Annotated in this window: 24 protein-coding genes; 7 read left to right on the top strand and 17 right to left on the bottom strand. The window is 63.7% G+C overall.

The window, feature by feature from the left end:
- Positions 1-1,032, bottom strand: a 1,032-nt coding sequence (locus X760_RS71200; protein WP_023722683.1) for a DNA translocase FtsK 4TM domain-containing protein, incomplete at its 3' end; no start/stop codon positions are given.
- A 136-nt stretch (positions 1,033-1,168) separates the two neighbouring features.
- On the opposite strand from X760_RS71200, the gene X760_RS76885 reads away from it, so the two are divergent.
- Positions 1,169-1,318, top strand: a complete 150-nt coding sequence (locus X760_RS76885; protein WP_023722684.1) for a hypothetical protein — start codon at positions 1,169-1,171, stop codon at positions 1,316-1,318.
- Positions 1,319-1,448: 130 nt separating this feature from the next.
- Here the strand turns inward: X760_RS76885 and X760_RS71205 are convergent, their stop codons facing one another.
- From X760_RS71205 to tesB, 3 genes are all read right to left on the bottom strand, one after another.
- On the bottom strand, positions 1,449-2,870 hold the full coding sequence (locus tag X760_RS71205) for an ammonium transporter (RefSeq protein WP_023722685.1): 1,422 nt from the start codon (positions 2,868-2,870) through the stop codon (positions 1,449-1,451).
- Positions 2,871-2,901: 31 nt separating this feature from the next.
- Positions 2,902-3,240, bottom strand: coding sequence for a P-II family nitrogen regulator (locus tag X760_RS71210; protein WP_023679755.1), 339 nt, complete (start codon positions 3,238-3,240; stop codon positions 2,902-2,904).
- A 219-nt stretch (positions 3,241-3,459) separates the two neighbouring features.
- Complete coding sequence (tesB, locus tag X760_RS71215) at positions 3,460-4,335, bottom strand: acyl-CoA thioesterase II (protein ID WP_023722686.1); 876 nt, start codon at positions 4,333-4,335, stop codon at positions 3,460-3,462.
- Between the two features lie 99 nt (positions 4,336-4,434).
- Between tesB and X760_RS71220 the strand changes: the two genes are divergently transcribed.
- Positions 4,435-5,679, top strand: a complete 1,245-nt coding sequence (locus X760_RS71220) for a ubiquinone biosynthesis hydroxylase (protein ID WP_023722687.1) — start codon at positions 4,435-4,437, stop codon at positions 5,677-5,679.
- A 187-nt stretch (positions 5,680-5,866) separates the two neighbouring features.
- On the opposite strand, the gene X760_RS71225 is transcribed toward X760_RS71220, so the two are convergent.
- The 3 genes from X760_RS71225 to X760_RS71235 form a co-directional block, all read right to left on the bottom strand.
- A complete protein-coding gene (locus tag X760_RS71225) occupies positions 5,867-6,394 on the bottom strand; it encodes a hypothetical protein (protein WP_023722688.1) in 528 nt (175 codons plus the stop codon).
- Between the two features lie 117 nt (positions 6,395-6,511).
- Positions 6,512-6,868 (bottom strand): YciI family protein, encoded by a 357-nt coding sequence (locus X760_RS71230; protein ID WP_031195230.1) that lies wholly within the window; start codon positions 6,866-6,868, stop codon positions 6,512-6,514.
- Between the two features lie 2 nt (positions 6,869-6,870).
- On the bottom strand, positions 6,871-7,107 hold the full coding sequence (locus X760_RS71235) for a hypothetical protein (RefSeq protein WP_031195231.1): 237 nt from the start codon (positions 7,105-7,107) through the stop codon (positions 6,871-6,873).
- 237 nt (positions 7,108-7,344) lie between these two features.
- Here X760_RS71235 and X760_RS71240 point away from each other — a divergent pair, with 237 nt between their 5' ends.
- Positions 7,345-7,770: an OsmC family protein gene (locus X760_RS71240; protein ID WP_031195232.1), complete on the top strand. Its 426-nt coding sequence runs from the start codon at positions 7,345-7,347 to the stop codon at positions 7,768-7,770.
- Between the two features lie 311 nt (positions 7,771-8,081).
- On the opposite strand, the gene X760_RS71245 is transcribed toward X760_RS71240, so the two are convergent.
- Positions 8,082-8,834, bottom strand: a complete 753-nt coding sequence (locus X760_RS71245; protein WP_023722692.1) for a helix-turn-helix transcriptional regulator — start codon at positions 8,832-8,834, stop codon at positions 8,082-8,084.
- 226 nt (positions 8,835-9,060) lie between these two features.
- Between X760_RS71245 and X760_RS75775 the strand changes: the two genes are divergently transcribed.
- The 3 genes from X760_RS75775 to X760_RS77545 all read left to right on the top strand — a co-directional run bounded on the left by X760_RS75775 (position 9,061) and on the right by X760_RS77545 (position 10,120).
- Entirely contained in the window at positions 9,061-9,231 is a 171-nt protein-coding gene (locus X760_RS75775; protein ID WP_198030578.1) for a hypothetical protein, read from the top strand.
- Positions 9,228-9,581, top strand: coding sequence for a hypothetical protein (locus X760_RS71250; RefSeq protein ID WP_023722694.1), 354 nt, complete (start codon positions 9,228-9,230; stop codon positions 9,579-9,581). The genes X760_RS75775 and X760_RS71250 overlap by 4 nt, the downstream gene beginning before the upstream one ends.
- 338 nt (positions 9,582-9,919) lie before the next feature.
- Positions 9,920-10,120 (top strand): hypothetical protein, encoded by a 201-nt coding sequence (locus tag X760_RS77545; protein WP_023722696.1) that lies wholly within the window; start codon positions 9,920-9,922, stop codon positions 10,118-10,120.
- A gap of 9 nt (positions 10,121-10,129) precedes the next feature.
- On the opposite strand, the gene X760_RS71260 is transcribed toward X760_RS77545, so the two are convergent.
- From X760_RS71260 to X760_RS0140170, 8 genes are all read right to left on the bottom strand, one after another.
- Positions 10,130-10,765 (bottom strand): DUF480 domain-containing protein, encoded by a 636-nt coding sequence (locus X760_RS71260; RefSeq protein WP_023722697.1) that lies wholly within the window; start codon positions 10,763-10,765, stop codon positions 10,130-10,132.
- Positions 10,762-11,574, bottom strand: coding sequence for a nucleotidyltransferase domain-containing protein (locus X760_RS71265; RefSeq protein ID WP_023722698.1), 813 nt, complete (start codon positions 11,572-11,574; stop codon positions 10,762-10,764). The genes X760_RS71260 and X760_RS71265 overlap by 4 nt, the downstream gene beginning before the upstream one ends.
- 6 nt (positions 11,575-11,580) lie before the next feature.
- On the bottom strand, positions 11,581-12,360 hold the full coding sequence (locus tag X760_RS71270; protein WP_023722699.1) for a succinate dehydrogenase iron-sulfur subunit: 780 nt from the start codon (positions 12,358-12,360) through the stop codon (positions 11,581-11,583).
- Entirely contained in the window at positions 12,360-12,797 is a 438-nt protein-coding gene (locus tag X760_RS71275; protein WP_031195236.1) for a DUF3052 family protein, read from the bottom strand. The genes X760_RS71270 and X760_RS71275 overlap by 1 nt, the downstream gene beginning before the upstream one ends.
- 2 nt (positions 12,798-12,799) lie before the next feature.
- A complete protein-coding gene (gene sdhA, locus X760_RS71280; protein ID WP_023722701.1) occupies positions 12,800-14,638 on the bottom strand; it encodes a succinate dehydrogenase flavoprotein subunit in 1,839 nt (612 codons plus the stop codon).
- A 3-nt stretch (positions 14,639-14,641) separates the two neighbouring features.
- Positions 14,642-15,037: a succinate dehydrogenase, hydrophobic membrane anchor protein gene (gene sdhD / locus X760_RS71285; RefSeq protein WP_023722702.1), complete on the bottom strand. Its 396-nt coding sequence runs from the start codon at positions 15,035-15,037 to the stop codon at positions 14,642-14,644.
- Positions 15,034-15,459, bottom strand: coding sequence for a succinate dehydrogenase, cytochrome b556 subunit (sdhC, locus tag X760_RS71290; protein ID WP_023722703.1), 426 nt, complete (start codon positions 15,457-15,459; stop codon positions 15,034-15,036). Before sdhC ends, sdhD begins: the two co-directional genes overlap by 4 nt.
- Positions 15,460-15,701: 242 nt before the next feature.
- Entirely contained in the window at positions 15,702-16,073 is a 372-nt protein-coding gene (locus X760_RS0140170; RefSeq protein WP_031195237.1) for a hypothetical protein, read from the bottom strand.
- Positions 16,074-16,324: 251 nt separating this feature from the next.
- On the opposite strand from X760_RS0140170, the gene X760_RS71295 reads away from it, so the two are divergent.
- Positions 16,325-16,684: a hypothetical protein gene (locus X760_RS71295; protein ID WP_031195239.1), complete on the top strand. Its 360-nt coding sequence runs from the start codon at positions 16,325-16,327 to the stop codon at positions 16,682-16,684.
- Here X760_RS71295 and X760_RS71300 read toward each other — a convergent pair.
- On the bottom strand, positions 16,668-17,888 hold the full coding sequence (locus tag X760_RS71300; protein WP_023722706.1) for a GGDEF domain-containing protein: 1,221 nt from the start codon (positions 17,886-17,888) through the stop codon (positions 16,668-16,670). The two genes, X760_RS71295 and X760_RS71300, sit on opposite strands and share 17 nt — an antisense overlap.
- Positions 17,889-17,925: the final 37 nt, after the last annotated feature.

Consider the following 17,925-nt stretch of genomic DNA (forward strand, 5'->3'; position numbering starts at 1 on the left):
ACGGAAGTTCTGCACCTTCGCCGTCGGCGCGGCGCGGCGTTGGCCGGCCGGCTCGGGCGCGAAATCCATGTCGTCGTCATTGTCGTCGTTATCGAAGACATCGGCATCGTCGGGGTCGATCGAGGCACTGCGGTCGTTGACCATGGCGGCGAAGAATTCCGGCTCGACGCGGGCGCGCCCGCCCGGGCTCATCCGCGCCTCGGCGAACTCGGCCGATTCGACCCGTTCTGCCGCCCGCCGCCAGGCGCTGGCCCGCGGCTCCATCTCCGGCTCGAAATCGTCGCGCTCGCGCCGGCGCGCGGCGCGGCGACGCAGATAGGCCCGCAGCGACAGCCACCAATGGGTGATGGCGCCAAGCGCCAATATGCCTTCGTCGCCCTCGTCCTCTTCATTGTCGAAAAGCAGGTCGTCCTGCGGATCGGCAGCAGTGTGCTGATCAAGCACGGCAAAGCCGTTCTTGCGTGAAATCAGCGCCGAACCATACAGAAACAGCCCCAGCGCCGGTGCTGCAAGGAGCACGGCAAGCACGCTGGCGACGAGGCCGGTCGGATAGCCGCCGATGACCAGGCCGGGAATGTTGAGCACCATGTCGCCAAAGACGCCGCCGAGGCCGGTCGGCAGCGGCCAGGTCTTGGGCGGCACCACACAGCCGGCAATTGCCGCGCCAAGCAGCGAAAACCCGAACCAGGCCAGCGCCCGTTTCGGCAGCCGGTCGACGCCGCGCGCGGTAAACAGCAGAAATCCCCAGATCACCGCCGGCACCAGCGCCGCAACGGCGGCGAGTCCGAAGAACTGCATGGCAATGTCGGAAAAGACGGCGCCGGCATAACCCATTGCATTGGTGACGATATTATCGGTGGCGTGCGAGAAGCTCGGATCGGCGACGTTCCAGGTGGCAAGGGCGGCGACGCCGAAGCCAACCAGAGCAAACAGCCCGGCACCGACCAGCCGCCCGACCTGGCGCCTCGCGAACGCCCGGATGCCGTGCCCCGTATCGGCCAGCGCAAACGGTGCTGAAGCCCCTGAACGCATGCTCTTCCTCGTCTGTCGTTGCCCGGCCGGGCGCGGACGCGCAACACGGCAGATTCGGCTGTCAGACTAGCGGCGGGAAGGTTAAGGGCGCATTAACCATGGGCAGCCTGCGTCTGCGGAACGGGCGCAGGATGTCATGCCTGACTTCCTGTTCAAACGCGGCGGTGATCCTGCGACAGGCATTGGCAACCACGCTGACTCGGCGAAAATGGCGGGCACGCTGGAGCCGCTGCGGCAGATGTTTCACGCCGCCGACGGATCGAGCACCTTGATCAAGCGATCGTGATCGAGCCGTCACGGCCATCCGCGCACAAAAAGAGGCCCGGAAGATTTCCGGGCCTCAAGGCGTGAGCCCTTGCGGGAGCATCACGACGGGATGGGACGTCGCGAGGCGGCCGAGGCCGCCCCGGACGAGCTTACGGGTGATAGGCCACTTCGCCGTGCGAGGTGAGATCGAGCCCCTCGCGCTCTGCATCGGCTGTCGGACGCAGGCCGACGATCAGGTCGACGATCTTGTAGAGGATCGCGCTGCCGATACCCGACCAGAGGATTGTCACCAGCACACCCTTGAACTGCGACATCAGCTGGGTGGCCGTGCCGGCGTAGCCGGCGGCGAAGTCGGCTGTCGAGTAATCGACGATGCCGGCGCCGCCGAGAGCGGGATTGACCAGGATACCGGTGCCGAGCGCGCCGATGATGCCGCCGATGCAGTGGATGCCGAAAACATCGAGGCTGTCGTCGTAGCCGAACTTGTTCTTCACCACCGAGACGAAGAAGTAGCAGACGCAAGTGGCGACGAGACCGAGCACGATGGCGCCCATCGGTCCGGCAAAGCCGGCGGCAGGTGTCACGGCGACGAGGCCGGTGACAGCACCCGAAACGGCGCCAAGCATGGATGCTTTGCCGCGCAGCAGCGTTTCAAGCACGATCCAGGTCACTGCCGCCGCCGCCGTGGCGACAAACGTATTGACCATGGCCAGCACGGCATAGGCGTTCGCTTCCAGGTTCGAACCGGCATTGAAGCCGAACCAGCCGACCCACAGCAGCGAGGCGCCGACCATGGTCAGCGTCATCGAGTGCGGCGCCATGACGTCCTTCTGGTAGCCGATACGCTTGCCGATCATCAGCGCGCCGACAAGGCCGGCAATGCCTGCATTGATGTGAACGACGGTGCCGCCGGCGAAGTCGATGGCGCCGAAGCCGAAGATGAGACCCGACGGATCGCTATAAGCGCTCGGGCCGCCCCAGAACCACACCATGTGCGCGATCGGGAAATATACGAAGGTGACCCAGAGGATGGTGAAAAGGATCACGGCGGAGAACTTGATGCGTTCGGCGAAAGCGCCGACGATCAGGGCAGGCGTGATGCAGGCGAAGGTCATCTGGAAGAGAACGAACACCAGTTCGGGAATGGCCACGCCCTTGGTGAAGGTTTCGGACACCGTCGTCACGTCGACGCCGGCCAGAAACATCTTGGAAAGGCCACCGACGAAGGCGTTGCCGGGGGTGAAGGCCAGGCTGTAGCCGTAGAAAACCCAGACGATCATGACCACGCTGGTGATGGTGAAGACCTGCATCAGCACCGACAGCATATTCTTGGCGCGAACCAGGCCACCGTAGAAAAGGGCAAGGCCGGGAATGGTCATCAGCAGCACCAGAATAGTGGAGATCATCATCCACGTCGTGTCGCCCTTGTCGATGGTGAATGCCGGCGCCGCTGCCGGTGCTGCCGGAGCCGCTTCCTGAGCGAACGCAGCAACCGTGCCCAGTGCAGCGAGAGCGAGCGAACCCAAAACGGCCGCGCGTCCCGTTATCTTCAAGGTGGAAGGAATATTCATTGAACTCTCCATTGGAATACGTGTCCGCGGCTCAAAGCGCGTCGGTGTCTGTTTCGCCGGTGCGAATGCGCACCGCCTGGTCGATGCCGAAGACGAAGATCTTGCCGTCGCCGATCTGACCGGTCTTGGCCGCCGCGGTGATGGCTTCGACGGCCTTGTCGACCATGTCGACGGCGACCGCGACTTCGATCTTGATCTTCGGCAGGAAGCTGACCGCGTATTCCGCCCCGCGATAGATTTCCGTGTGCCCCTTCTGACGTCCGTAGCCTTTTACTTCGGTGACGGTCAGGCCTTGGATGCCGACTGCGGTGAGCGCCTCGCGCACCTCGTCGAGCTTGAACGGCTTTATGATTGCCATCACGATCTTCATAAGGTTTCACCCTTTGCTGTTGCGGGTCCCCGCGTTTGCACGACTTCGCCGATCCCCATGAGAGCCGGAGAGTGCCCGCTAGGATTCAAGCTCCGTGCCAATTGCCGAAGCAGGGTGTTAAGTTGTTGTTAAACAACGAAATCGGGAAGGTTTGTCGGCTGCCTGTTCACAGTCGCGTCAATGCAAATGATTAAAAAATAGGCAAAATTCGAAAAATGCCTACTCGGCAGGCGGCCGCTTCAGCCGGATGAGTCCTTCTTGGGCAACCGAGGCGATCAACGTGCCGTCGCGGGCAAACAGCGAGCCGCGGGTAAAGCCACGCGATCCTTGCGTCGACGGGCTGTCCTGCGTGTACAGCATCCAGTCGTCGAGCGGGTGGCTGCGATGGAACCACATGGCGTGGTCGAGGCTCGCTGCCTGGATGTCGCGATCGAAAATGGCGCGGCCGTGGGCAAAAGTCGAGGTGTCGAGCAACGTCATATCGGAGAGGTAAGCGAGCACGGCCGCCTGCGTGGCGCGGTCGGCCGGCACCGGGCCGGTGGTGCGGATCCAGATGTTCTGCTTCGGCTCGAGCTTTTCCCGGCTGGTGTAATGCTTCAGCATCACCGGCTTCATCTCGATCGGCCGGTCGCGCTCCCAATAGCGCTTGATGCCGTCGGGCACGGCTTCGCCGAACTTGCCCAGCAATTCGCGCTGCGACAGCAATGTGTCGGGCGCCGGCACGTCCTGCGGCATCGGCACCTGATGTTCCAGGCCGACCTCATCCTGCTGGAATGAGGCTTCCAGCGAAAAGATCGCCTGGCCGTGCTGGATCGCGACGACGCGGCGCGTGGTGAAGGAGCCGCCGTCACGGATGCGGTCGACCTCGTAGATGATCGGCACCTTGGTGTCGCCCGGTCGCATGAAATAGCCATGCAGCGAGTGCACATGGCGCTCGGCCTCGACCGTTCGCTGCGCGGCGACAAGCGCCTGGGCGATGGTCTGGCCGCCGAAGATGCGCTGCCAGTCGAGCTTGGGGCTGCGACCGCGATACAGGTTGTGTTCCAGCTGCTCGAGGTCGAGAATGCCGAGAAGCTCGTCCATGGCTGCCGTCATCTTGACCTCGCCGCAAAATTACCATGGCGGTTTCCGACAGGAACAGCGGGCAGTCAAGGGCGGAATGCCCGGCGACAGTCAGCTGCGAAAGGAATTGCCATGGTCGACAGCAAGAATTCGCTCGACGTTCTGGTCGCCGGCGCCGGCTATATCGGCCTGGCCGCCGCCGTGTCGCTGAAGCAGGCGCGGCCGAGCCTCGCCGTTGCCGTCGTCGACGCAGCACCCGCCGGCGTCTGGCAGAAGGACGGCCGCGCCTCGGCGATTGCAGCCGCCGCGTGCCGCATGCTCGACCAGCTCGGCGTCTGGAACGAGATAGCGCCGGAGGCGCAGGCGATCACCGAAATGACCGTCACCGATTCGCGCACAACGGATCCGGTCCGTCCGGTGTTCCTCACCTTCGACGGCGAGGTCGCGCCCGGCGAACCCTTTGCGCATATGGTCGCCAACAAGGATTTGAACGGCGCCTTGCGCCGGCGCGCCGAACAGCTCGGCATCGGCATCATCGAGGGCGTCGCCGTCCGCGCCTTCGATACCAACGGCGCCGGCATCACCGTGCATCTTGCCGATGGCGCGACGCTTAAGGCGCGGCTGCTGGTCGCCGCCGACGGCGTCAACTCGAAGCTGCGCGACATGGCCGGCATCAAAACGGTGAAATGGGAGTATGGCCAGTCCGGCATCGTCTGCACGGTGGCGCATGAGCGGCCGCACAACGGCCGCGCCGAAGAGCATTTTCTTCCGGCCGGCCCCTTTGCCACGCTGCCACTCAAGCCGGGCAAGGACGGCACCAACCGTTCGTCGATCGTCTGGGTCGAACGGTCGCAGGATGCCGAAAAGCTGGTCGCAGGCGACACCCTGATCCTGGAGTATGAGCTCGAGCACCGCTTTGGCCTCAAGCTCGGCGAAATCCATATCGCCGACAAGCCCCGCGCCTGGCCGCTCGGGCTGACCATTGCGCGCGCCTTCGTCGCGCCGCGCATCGCCTTGGCCGGCGACGCCGCCCACGGCATCCACCCGATCGCCGGCCAGGGCCTCAATCTGGGCTTCAAGGACGTGGCGGCACTTGCTGAGGTGGTGGTCGAGGCCGACCGGCTCGGCCAGGACATCGGCGCGCTCGACGTGCTTGAGCGCTACCAGCAATGGCGGCGCTTCGACACGGTGCAGATGGGCATCACCACCGATGTGCTGAACCGGCTGTTTTCCAACGATTTCGGCCCGCTGCGTACGTTGCGCGACGTCGGTCTTGGCCTTGTCGAACGCATGCCGCGGCTGAAGGGGTTCTTCATCCGCCAGGCGTCAGGTCTGTCCGGCGACACGCCGAAGCTGTTGAAGGGCGAGGCGATCTGATCCATCTCACAGACATGCCAGGATGTGTTGAGATTCAGGTCAGGCCGAGCCGGAGTCGAAGACGGGGCGCGAAGCGACCAACAGTGGCTTCCGAGAACCGGAGCGGAGCGTGCGTTTGGGTACGTGAGAATAGGAAGCGCAGGAAGCCACCCTTTGCAGGCCGGCATCACCTGAATATCAGCACACCCTAATTGACCTCGAAACCGAGCTTCTGGCGCAGCCGGAGCATGCGCTGGTCGGAAATCTGCTGGCTTTGCCCGCCGACTTCCGTGACACGGCTGACCATCTGTAGCAGATCGTTCCTTTCAGCCGCGTCGAGGCGTTCGCGCAGGAACGGTGCCAGCTTGTCGATGACGACCGTGGCATCGTCGATTTGCGAGGCCGCCCATTTGGCGTAGATCACCGCTTCATCGGTCTGCTTTTTGTCGGCAATCTCCGAGATCACCGATCGAATGGCAGCTTCGCGTTGCGGCAGCACCGGACCATGCTCGGAAACAATGGCGGTGATCAGCGTCGCCGCCGCCACGACCGGATCGTCGATCGCCGTCAACGGCGAGAGCGCCGCCTGCTTGCGCAGTTTCTTGCGGCGGACATTGCCCTGGACGCGGCCAACGACGTCGGCAACCTCACGCGCCGCGTCGTTCATGGTCTTCAGCCGGTACCACCAGAACGCCGCTGCCCCCAGCAGGCCGATTGCAGCAATCAATATATGCATGCCCAAGATCCCCAATCTCAGGCGACGATAAGAGAAGTGTCGTTTCGCTTCAACACGCAAAAGTTGCGCCAATTGAAGAAAACGAAAGCCTGCGCCAGTCGCCGGCCGCCGACATCTCTACGACCCCGGCACATTGTAGATCGCCCGCACCTCGATCGTGCCGATTTCTGCCAGCGGAATGCCGCCGGCGATCTCCAGCGCCTCGTCGACGTCCCCGGCCTCGATCATGACGAAACCGAGCAACTGCTCCTTGGTCTCGGCGAAGGGGCCGTCCGTGACCAGCCGCTTGCCTTTGCGCCGGCGCACGGTTTTCGACGTCTGCACCGATTGCAGCGCCTGCGCGATGATCAGCCGGCCGCTTTGTGCCACCGACCTGTCATAGGCCAGCGAATCGGCGTCGAGCTTGGCCAGCCTCGCAGGCGTCATTGCGTAGAGATCTTTTTCTTCGCCGTAGACCAGGCAAACGTATTTCATCTTTACCTCCATTCCTGGGTTGAAGCGGCAGCCGAGGCTAGGGAAATCTCGGCCGGGCCTTTGCCCGCTGTATGATCGAGCCCCGCTGCATAATCCAGAAAGGACACCGCAATCCCGATAATGGCAATCGCCGCAAGCAGCCGGCCGAAGCCGGAAGGCGGCACGCGCGACCAGTCGGCTTGTTGTTCACCGGCCCTGTGGCTGGTGTTTGTCCAGTGAGCAGAAAACAGATTGTTCATGTGGTCCTCCATCCGGCCACCAATTCCATGGCCGCCCGCAGGACGGTCGGGGCAGATGGAAGTCGACATTTTTGCACGCATATTTTTTTCGCGATTTTTTCCCGAGCGATTTTTTGCTTGACCATGATGTGTCACGCTGCCGCCGATACGAAAGCGCGGGTGGCCTTCGCTCCAGCGCGCGCTATAGTCGACTGGATGCCGATCACGGGCTCAATCACGACAATCAAGGAGGAATTGATGGACCGCACCGCCAACGCCGTTTGGAAAGGCACTTTCAAGGAAGGCAAAGGCACGCTCGAAACCCAGAGCGGGACGCTGAAAGGTACGCCCTATTCTGCCAAGATGCGTTTTGAGGACGAGAGCGGCAAATCCGGCACCAACCCGGAAGAGCTGATCGCCGCCGCCCATGCCGGCTGCTACGCCATGCAGCTTTCGCATTTCCTCGCCGAGAACGGCACTCCGGCTGCCGAGCTCGACGCCAAGGCCGTGGTAACGCTGGTCCCCGGCACCGGCATCACCGGCAGCGCGATCACGCTGGTCGGCAAGGTGCCGGGCATCGATGCCGCCAAGTTCAAGGAACTGGCCGAAAAGGCCAAGGCCGAATGCCCAGTCTCGAAAGCGCTCGGCGCCATCAAAGTATCGCTCGACGCCAGGCTCGGGTGAGCCGTAAGCAAACCTGCATCGAACAGCCGGTCGATGATTGGCGACAGCATAGCGGCCATCCGATCTCCCTTGCGGGGGGCTGGCAGGATAGAGGGAAGATCGCGGCTTTATTCCAGCTTGGGTTGCTCGCCCCACGACAGTGGGGAGAGGTGTCTCGGCGAAGCCGAGACGGAGAGGGGAACCGCGCTCTATGAAGCCCCCTCTCCGGCCGCTTCGCGGCCACCTCTCCCCCGCTTCGCGGTGGGCGAGGAACCCAGTCTTGAGAGTCGGGGGCCCCACGGGCTCCCATCATGCCCGGGCGTAACCCAATGTCAGTTCTTTAAGGCCGCAGCGCGCACGTCCGACGGCGTCGCGTCATAGCGCCGGCGGAACGCCCGGTTGAAATAGGAAAGGTCGTTGAAGCCGGCATCGAAGGCGATTGCCGTGATGCTGCGGTCGGCATGAGAAGGATCGCCCAGCATGCGATGCGCGCGCACTAGCCGCTGGCGCAGCATGAAGTCCGACAGCGACGTGCCTTCGCTCTCGAACAGCTTTCGCACATAGCGGGCGCAGAGATGGTGGCGGGCGGCGATGTCTTCCGCCGACAGCTCGCCGTGCCCGCCATGGGCGAGGATATCGGCCTTGATGGCGCGCAATCGCGCCACCCGCACGCCGCGGCCACGCGCGATTTCGGCCGCATCCCTGGTCGCCCCCATGGCAAGCGCGGCAAGGTCGAAAATGTGAGTCACGGCCAGCTGCCAGGTTTCCGGCGTCAGCGCATCGTCTGCATCCTGGATCGACTGGACATAGTCGAGCAGCAGCCGCATCGCCCCGCTCGTGGTCGGCAACGGCTGCATAAGCACCGAAGCCGGATCGCCGATCAGCGGCGAAAGCTGCCTCAGCGAGAAGCTCATATTGACGAAGCGCATGCCGCCCGGCTGGATGAGGTTGAGGCCGACCTCTTCGCCGCTCATCATCAGCGCCCGGCCGTTGCCGATCGGTTCCTCGCGGCCGCGATGCTTCATGACGCTCGCGCCATCGAGCGCCGCCAACAGGATGAGGTCGTCGCTGTCGATCAGCGGCATCGAGTGATGCGCCCGGAATTCCGAGGAAGTGCCGGTGGCAATGCCGANAACGAGGTCGTCGCATTCATCGGCATCCCCCAGCCCGAGAGCGCGCTGATATGCGCCGAGCCCCCTGAAACGTCAATACAGGGCCGTTTAGGCCGTTTTTAGGGCCGTCTCGTCCAAGCCGGCTTGTCTCATCAAACGTAGTTTGCAGCCCGTTTCCAAAACCGGAAATCCATCGGCAATGACCACAGGGGGTTCGATGTATCACCTGCAACTGTTCAGGACGCTGTCGGCGCTCGCCTCGGCGGGCTTCAATCCGCGTGTCTATCTCCTGTCGCTTGGGCTCGGAAAAACCGCCACCGATCATCGCGACCTGAAGCTGCCGCCGCGCATCGGGGAGCGTCAGCCATGAGCCTGCGACATGCCTTTTTGGCGGCGCCGATGCTGTGCCTTGGCCTTTCCGGCTGCGTCGGCCTCAATCCGATTTCCGCGGCTGTCGGCCTCGGCGGCATGGCGGCGGCAAACTCCATCGGCATGGCGCAATCGGGTGTCATCAGCCCGCAGGAGCAGGCGAAATATGCCGGCATGTCCTGTGCCGAGTTGCGGCAACAGGCCGCCGGCTACGAGGAGGCCAAGAACCATGGGCCTTCGCTGAAGAAATATGGCGGCATGGCACCTCCCGGCAAAATGGCGATCGTCAACAATGTCATAGCCACGCGGCTTGCCCATCTGCACAAGCTTATCGCGAGCAAGGGATGCTGACCGGCTCCTTACCCGCGCGCCTGGCGGTTTTTGTCACACTGGCGGGCCTGACCGGTTGACTGGCCGTCGGCGCGGCCGATGCCGCCGGCCAAGGCAAGGGGCAGACAGCCCGTTCGCGCCAGGGCTCGATACCACCAGCACTTGTCGGCAAATGGGGCTTTGCAGTCGCCAGCGGCGATTATTGCACGACGCTCGGCCACTGTGCGCCGGGCAGCGGCGGCAGCATCTCCTTCACCTTCGGCGCCAACGGGCGCACGCAATATGCGCTGTTCGAATCCTCGCTGGTCGACGGCTGCGGCCAGATCCAGTCACTGACGCTGAAGACCGGCACGACAAGAGTGCAAGGCTCGACGCTGGTCTTCACGCCGAAGGCCGGCACCTACAAATCCGTCAATGGCTGCCGGCCCGATCTGACCGGCACCTGGAAGTTTGGTGCCGGCGACCTGAAGCCGGTCTCGCTGAGTTGGCAGCTGAATGGCCGGCAGTTGCGGCTGGTCGATCCTGGGGGCGAGGCGAACGGCGTCTACAGCAGGAGATGAGGTCGCGATTCAGTGCCCCTCGCCGGTCAGCGCGTCGAGGCGGGCGCGCAATGCCGCGACCTCCTGCTCGAGGGCCTGCACGCGCATTTCCAGATCCGAGGCCGGCAAGGGCGATTGCTGGGGCGCCGCGGCAGCCGACAGCTGCACCGGCCCGCTGAGCAGTTGGACATAACGGTCCTCGCGCTGGCCCGGGCCGCGGTCGATCTGCTGCACCAGCGGCGGCCTGCGGCCGATCAGCAGATCGAGATTGCCGCGAAGCTCGTCGATCGACGGCAACCGTGCCATGCGCTCGCTTCGCGCCAGCAGTTCATAGGCCGTCTGCGGGCCGCGCAGCAGCAACAGGCCGAGCAGCGCGATCTGCGCCGAGGTCAGGGAAAAGCGCTGCGCCACGACATGCTCATAGCGCTCGACGCGCGACGCGAACACCTGCCTGACCAGGCCCTTCTGCTCGAGCTGGCCAAGCGCCCTTCTAACCTCGGCAAGCTCGACCGACATTACCGGCTCGCGCGCCGTCTTCTGGTTGGCCGCGGCAAGTGCCGCATTGAGCGTCAGCGGATAGACGTCGGGCGTCAGCTCCTTCTTCTCGATCAGGCAGCCGAGCACACGCGCCTCGATGGGGGAGAGGATGGGAAGCTCATCGCTCATTGAAGTTCAGCCTCCCGGCGGTAAAAGTCGGTTGCAAGGACACGGTTTCGCGCCTGGCGGGCTTCATCCCGGATCACGCCGGCAAGGTTCATTTCGTGGTGACCATAGCGCGCCTCAAGATAGCGCGCGATCGCCGTCGGGATGAGACCGGTCCCCATTTCCCGCGTCTGGCTTTTCCGGTCGATCAGGCTGCGGATTTCATCGCTTGCCTGCGCTGGCATCTCGATCTGGTCGATGCACTCGCCAAGGTTCATCGGCGGTAGACCGGCGAGGCCGCGCTGCTCCATCCAGTCCAACGCGACCAGTGGTCGAATGAGATAGAACAGCTTCTTCAGCTTCACCTCGCCGGAAAAGCTGCCGATCTTGGCAACATGTGAACGCGCCAGGCCGAGATAGTGACGCGCTACTTTTGCCGGATCGACGATCTCGGCAAGCAGGTCGAGAAGGCGCCGCCGAAATCCCGTGACCTCTTCGTAGACGATTGATGATTTTGCCCATTCGACGATGACGGCATTGCCGCCGAGCCCGAGCAGCAAGGCCTTGCGCAGATCCCAGCCACCGGCATCGATCTCGCCTTCGATGGGAAATTCGATCACGTCGCGTGCCTGTTCCAACACAAGGTGATCCGATGCCGGCCTGACATAGACGAAACGGCAGTCATAGTCGCTGTCGGGAGACGGGAACCCCCAGGCGCGGCTTCCGCTTTCGATGGCGAACAGGATCGTCACGCCTTGCGTTCGCACGACATCGAGTCGCGCCCGGATCGCCGCGACGGCGTCAGATGAAAAATCGGCAGGTAGCTGCTTCATCTGCTGCTAAACCCGTCGCTCCACCATCATCTTCTTGATCTCGGCGATCGCCTTGGCCGGGTTGAGCCCTTTGGGGCAGGTCTGGGCGCAGTTCATGATCGTGTGACAGCGATAGAGCCGGAACGGGTCTTCGAGATTGTCGAGCCGCTCGCCCGTTGCCTCGTCCCTGGAATCGATCAGCCAGCGATAGGCCTGCAGCAGCGTCGCCGGGCCGAGATAGCGCTCGCCGTTCCACCAGTAGCTCGGGCAGGAGGTCGAGCAGCAGGCGCACAATATGCACTCGTAGAGCCCGTCGAGCTTTTCGCGGTCCTCATGGCTCTGCAGCCATTCCTTGGCCGGCTCGGGCGACACCGTCTTCAACCACGGCTCGATCGAGGCGTGCTGGGCGTAGAAATTGGTGAGGTCGGGCACAAGGTCCTTGACCACTTGCATGTGCGGCAGCGGGTAGACCTTGATCGCGCCGGAAATGTCGTCGCAGCCCTTGGTGCAGGCCAGCGTGTTCGACCCGTCGATGTTCATGGCGCAGGAGCCGCAAATGCCTTCGCGGCAGGAACGGCGCAGCGTCAGCGTCGGGTCGATCTTGTTCTTGATCCAGAGCAGCGCGTCGAGCACCATCGGCCCGCAATCGTCCATGTCGACGAAATACGTGTCCATGCGCGGGTTCTCGTCATCGTCCGGCGACCAGCGATAGATGCGGTATTCGCGCAGATTGGTCGCGCCCTCCGGCTTCGGCCAGGTTTTTCCGGCCATGATCTTCGAGTTTTTCGGAAGCGTGAGTTCGACCATTATCTCAGGTCCTTTCGGATGACGAGCTTCAGCCCGGACCAGATCCCGTTTATGGCGGCGACCTTGACGTCGACGAGGTCGAGCTTCAGCGCCTCGGTGCGGATAACGTCCTCGGTGACGTCGGTCGGCACTTTCGATGCCTTCTTTGGCCACGACACCCAAACCATGCCGTGCCGCTTAATCGCCGCTTCTACGTCGCCAAGACGGTCCTCGATTTCGACACGCCGCCGGGCGAAAGCATGCACGGCATCGTATTTCTCATGAACGCCATAGATCGCCGACCAGTCAGCCACCCGGTCGACGTGGGCAAAGTCGACGGCGTCGGTCAGATCGTCGAGTTCGGGCGGCAGGGCGACGAAGGCGGCAATCATCCCGTCCTTCAGGCCGAGCTTGGCCGGAAGGGGTGTGCCGGAATATCCAGCTGCCGCCAGCGCCATGATCAATACACCCTGGCCTTCGGCGCAATCTTGGCCGGGTTGATGCCGCCGTCTGCTTCCTTAAGCAGCGTCTCGGCGTGCACCGGCCGGTAGCTGAGCGCTACCTCGCCGGCCTCGTTGAGCCGGGCCAGCGTATGCTTGCGCCAGTTCGCGTCGTCGCGGGCCGAAAAGTCCTCCCGCGCGTGCGCCCCGCGGCTTTCCTTGCGCGCTTCGGCGCCGTAGACGGTGGTGATGGCGTTGGCCATCAGGTTTTCCAGCTCCAGCGTCTCGACCAGGTCGGAGTTCCAGATCATCGAGCGGTCGAACACCTTGACGTCGCCGAGTTCACCCCAGATCTGCGAAATGCGCCTGCAGCCGCTTTCCAACGATTCCTGGGTGCGGAACACCGCCGCGTCCTCCTGCATCGCCTTCTGCATCTTTTCGCGCAAAACCGCTGTCGGCGTCGAACCGTTGGCGTGGCGCAGCCGGTCGAAGCGGTCCATGATCTTTTCGACCGAGGCTTCGTTGGGCGACGGGATCGCGACGTTGCGGTCGATCACCTGGCCGGCCCGGATCGCCGCCGCACGGCCGAACACCACCAGGTCGATCAGCGAATTCGAACCCAGCCGGTTGGCGCCGTGCACCGAGGCGCAGCCGGCCTCGCCGACGGCCATCAGCCCGGGCAACACCTGGTCCGGGTTCAGGGCGGTCGGGTTGAGCACCTCGCCCCAGTAATTGGTCGGCACGCCGCCCATATTGTAATGGACGGTCGGCAGCACCGGGATCGGTTCCTTGGTCAGGTCGACGCCGGCAAAAATCTTTGCCGACTCTGAAATACCCGGGAGCCTTTCGTGCAAAACGGCCGGATCGAGATGGTCGAGGTGGAGAAAAATATGGTCCTTCTTCGGGCCGACGCCACGGCCTTCGCGGATCTCCAGCGTCATGCAGCGCGAGACCACGTCACGCGAGGCCAGATCCTTGGCTGACGGCGCGTAGCGTTCCATGAAGCGCTCGCCCTCGGAATTGACGAGATAGCCGCCCTCGCCGCGCGCGCCCTCGGTAATCAGGCAGCCGGCGCCGTAGATGCCGGTCGGGTGGAACTGCACGAACTCCATATCCTGCAGCGCCAGGCCGGCGCGTGCGACCATGCCGCCGCCATCGCCGGTGCAGGTATGCGCCGAGGTGGCCGAGAAATAGGCGCGGCCATAGCCGCCGGTCGCCAGCACCACCATCTTGGCCGAAAAACGGTGGATGGTGCCGTCGTCGAGGTTCCAGGCGACGACGCCGGTGCAGGTGCCGTCCGGCTCCATGATCAGGTCGAGCGCGAAATACTCGATGAAGAACTGCGCATTGTGCTTCAGCGACTGACCGTACAGCGTATGCAGCATGGCGTGGCCGGTGCGGTCGGCGGCAGCGCAGGTGCGCTGCACCGGCGGCCCTTCGCCGAAATTCATCATCATGCCGCCGAACGGCCGCTGGTAGATTTTCCCGTCCTCGGTGCGGCTGAAGGGAACGCCGTAATGCTCGAGTTCATAGACCGCCGCCGGCGCCTCGCGCACCATGTATTCCTGCGCGTCGGTATCACCCAGCCAATCCGAGCCCTTGACCGTGTCGAAGAGATGCCACTGCCAGTTGTCGGGCCCCATATTGGCGAGCGAGGCGGCGATGCCGCCCTGAGCGGCGACCGTGTGCGAGCGCGTCGGGAAAACCTTGGTGATGCAGGCGGTGCGCAGGCCCTGCTCGGCCATGCCGAGCGTGGCACGCAGGCCAGCACCGCCGGCGCCGACGACCACGACGTCGAATTTGTGGTCGACATAGCTATAGGCGGAAGCCGTATTGGCGTTCTTCGCGTCCTTGGCCAAAAATCAGCCTCCAAATGCCAGTTTAAGCAGGGCGAAGACCGAAGCGACGCCGACGACTACGGGAAAGAATGTGTTGAGCGCGAGCAGCGCCAGCCTGGTGCCCTCGCCATGCACATAGTCTTCGATGATCGCCTGCATGCCGAGCCGCATGTGGTAGAGCACCGACAGCAGCACCAGCGCCAGCACCAGTGCCACGAACGGATTGGCAAGTGCGGCGCGCACCTCGAGATAGCTGGCGCCGTTGAGTGCGATCAGGAAGCCGACGAAGAACAGGACCAGCGGGATGTTGGAGATCGCCGTCAGCCGCTGGCGCCAGAAATGGCCGGTGCCCTCGTGGGCCGAACCGAGGCCGCGGACCCTGGCCAGCGGCGTGCGCATATCGGTGTTTTTGCCGGTCATGTCAGGCTCCCCCGCGCCATGTAGCCGGCGATCCAGATCAGCAGCGTCAGCGTGACCGAGCCGGCCAGCGTCGCCCAGGCGATCCTCGAGGCCGTATGCTTTTCCAGCCCGGCCCCAGTGTCCCAGATAAGATGGCGCACGCCGCCCAGCATGTGGTGCATCAGCGCCCAGCTGTAGCCGAACAGCACCAGCCGCCCGAGCCACGAGCCGAAGGCCCAGTTGACGGCATTGAAGGTCGCCTCCGAACTCGCCGCCGCCATCAGCCACAGCGCGACCAGCAGCGTGCCGAAATAGAGCGCCCCGCCGGTGATGCGGTGGACGATCGACATCGTCATGGTGATCGGCGGCCGATAGACGGTCAGATGCGGCGAAAGCGGCCGTTCACGTCTGGTAAATTCGCGGGTGGCTGGTGATTTGCTCATGGCTCCCCCAGTTCGGCGTCTCTGGAGCCTCAGGTGGAAATGCGGCATTACCGCTTCCGGTTGCGACTTCGGACAGCCGGTTTCTAATGCTCTTTTTGCACCGCGTCAAAGCCGGAAAACCGTTTTGAAAACGTAATTTAGTCTGATGAAAGCGAAGGTTTCAGCTTCAATCGATTAGGGCTGTGGCCTTGAGCCGGCACAATGTCGCTGCACTGCAAAATATGGCTGCCGCGCCGGGTCGATCAGCGTGTACAGGCCACCGGTGAGGCACCGCCCTTCATCACCAATGCGTCGCGCCCGTCGATCACGATTGCGTCATGCGCCTCGCCGTACCGGCTGGTCTGATTGGCGGGTGAGGCCGGCAGCTCGGAGCTGGTGCCGTCCGGGCCGAGCACGCGCACCGATGTGCCGAGATTCTCGATGGTCATCATGCTCCCGTCGGCGCATTTGTAGGTCGCCGTGCGCGGCTGCGGTGTCGATTCGGTTGGAGCGATCGCGACAGAAGCGGCCACTGTATTCCCGAGCTTGGGCGCACTGGTCTGCGGCGTGCAGGCGGCGGCAGCCAGCAGCGAGGAGACGGCCAGCGCTATCCGAAACGTGCGGCGTAATCTCATATGCTGCTTCCCCGCGCCTCGAAACCGGCCGCGATGCCCCGGCAAGCCGCCGGATTTCATGCTTTTTGAGTCGTGCTCGATGCCGGCGATGGTGGGAACAAGCATGGCCGAATGATGGCCGGTGGCCGCTCGAATATTAACCATGTTTTCCGAGACCTCGCGGCGGCGGCGGTTGCCCTCTTAACAAAGGTTAATAAAAGGTTAATTTCTGATTCGAGGAGGCTTGCCTCTCAGCAATGGAGCAGCTCGCCATGCATTCGAATTCAGCCAGATCGTGCCTTCGCGGGTTCCTATTGGCGGCGCTCGCCGTCGGCATCGCCGCACCGGCATTCGCCGGAACGCGCCACCACGACCGCGTCTATGCCGATTCCTTCGGCAACCTGGTCATCGAAAGCGCCGCCGGCTACAAGCGCATCCTCGTCGGCGAGGGCAAGCTCGCCAAGGAATTGTCCGACTACACCAGCGCCGGCCAGCCCGAGGTGATCTATGAAAACGACTCGGATGAGGTCCGAAACGGCGACTGCTACAGGCCGCCGGTTTTCGTGAAGGGCCGCAGCTATATGTACGGCCTCTCCGACGGCGAGATGCCGGAGCTCAGCCCGTGCCGCTGACGGCCGCGCTGCCGTTTGTCGCCGGCGCCGGCTGGGCAGCAGCCGGCCCGGCCGAGACACGCACGCAATCGCGGCCGCTGCCCTTCGCCTGATAGAGCGCTTTGTCGGCGCGCCGCAGCAGGTCGGAAAAGCTTTCGCCCGAACCAAGCTCGGCAACGCCGAAACTGGCGCTGCAGCGATGATCCGCCGGCAGGCAGTCGATGGGCGTGGCACCGAAGGCGGTACGCGTGCCCTCGGCGAAGAGCCGGGCGGCGGCGAGGTTGGTCCCCGGCAGGAAAATAGCGAATTCCTCGCCGCCGATCCGGCCGGCGACATGATGGTCGGCCGCGGCATCGCGGAGAAAACCGGCAAAGGTCTCGATGACCCGATCGCCGGACGCGTGGCCGTAAGTATCGTTGATGCGCTTGAAATGGTCGAGATCGGCAATGACCAGTGCCGCTGGAACGGCCCGCCGCATGGCGTCGCGCAGTGCGATCTCGGCATGGCGCTCGAAGCCGCCACGGTTGAGCAGCCGTGAAAGCGTATCGGTTTCCGATTTCGACGTCGCCTCGGCGAGCACGTCGCGGACCAGGATAGCCAATGTCACCAGCGCAAGCGCCAGCCCGAACACGGTGCCGATCGACTGCGACACCAACGCATAGCTGGTCTGCGCATAAGATTGCGGGTTGGCACCCCAGCCGCCGAGCGCATGGGCGATGAAGGGTTTGCTGGCGAACTGCAAGGTGCTGGCCGCCAGGACAGCCATCAGCATATAGTCGAGCCGCTCGCGTCTTTGCCTGGACGACAAGACGATCGCCAGCCCGGTGAACTGCATGGCCGCATAGGGAAGCTGGTAGGCCGCCATTCGCAGAAAGGATTGGCGTGGCAGGTCCTGTACGAAATAGACGGCGAGGGTGGCGAAGACCAGGAAGAACAGCATCGGCGGCCAAGGCGGCGAAACGCGGTATTTCTGGGCAAGCCCGCCATTGAAGGCGACGGTTGCGCCAAGGAAAGCGGCAAAGGCGGCGACAACCACGGGGCGCGCATTGTCGAAGGCGGGAATGCTGAACTCGATCGCGAAATAGGCCATGCCGAGCACATAGCCGAACGCCAGCCAGCGCGCCGACACCCGTCCGGCGTCATAGACCGCGATCGTCATGAAGGCCGCCGCCAGCAGCCCGGCAACGAACAGGTTGATCACCAGGATGAAATTAGCGCTGCCCATGGCGTTTTGGCACTCCCCGCCGAACAGCAAATCACCG

Origin of the sequence: Mesorhizobium sp. LSHC420B00, from assembly GCF_000503055.1 — a bacterium.
Taxonomy (GTDB): Bacteria; Pseudomonadota; Alphaproteobacteria; order Rhizobiales; family Rhizobiaceae; genus Mesorhizobium.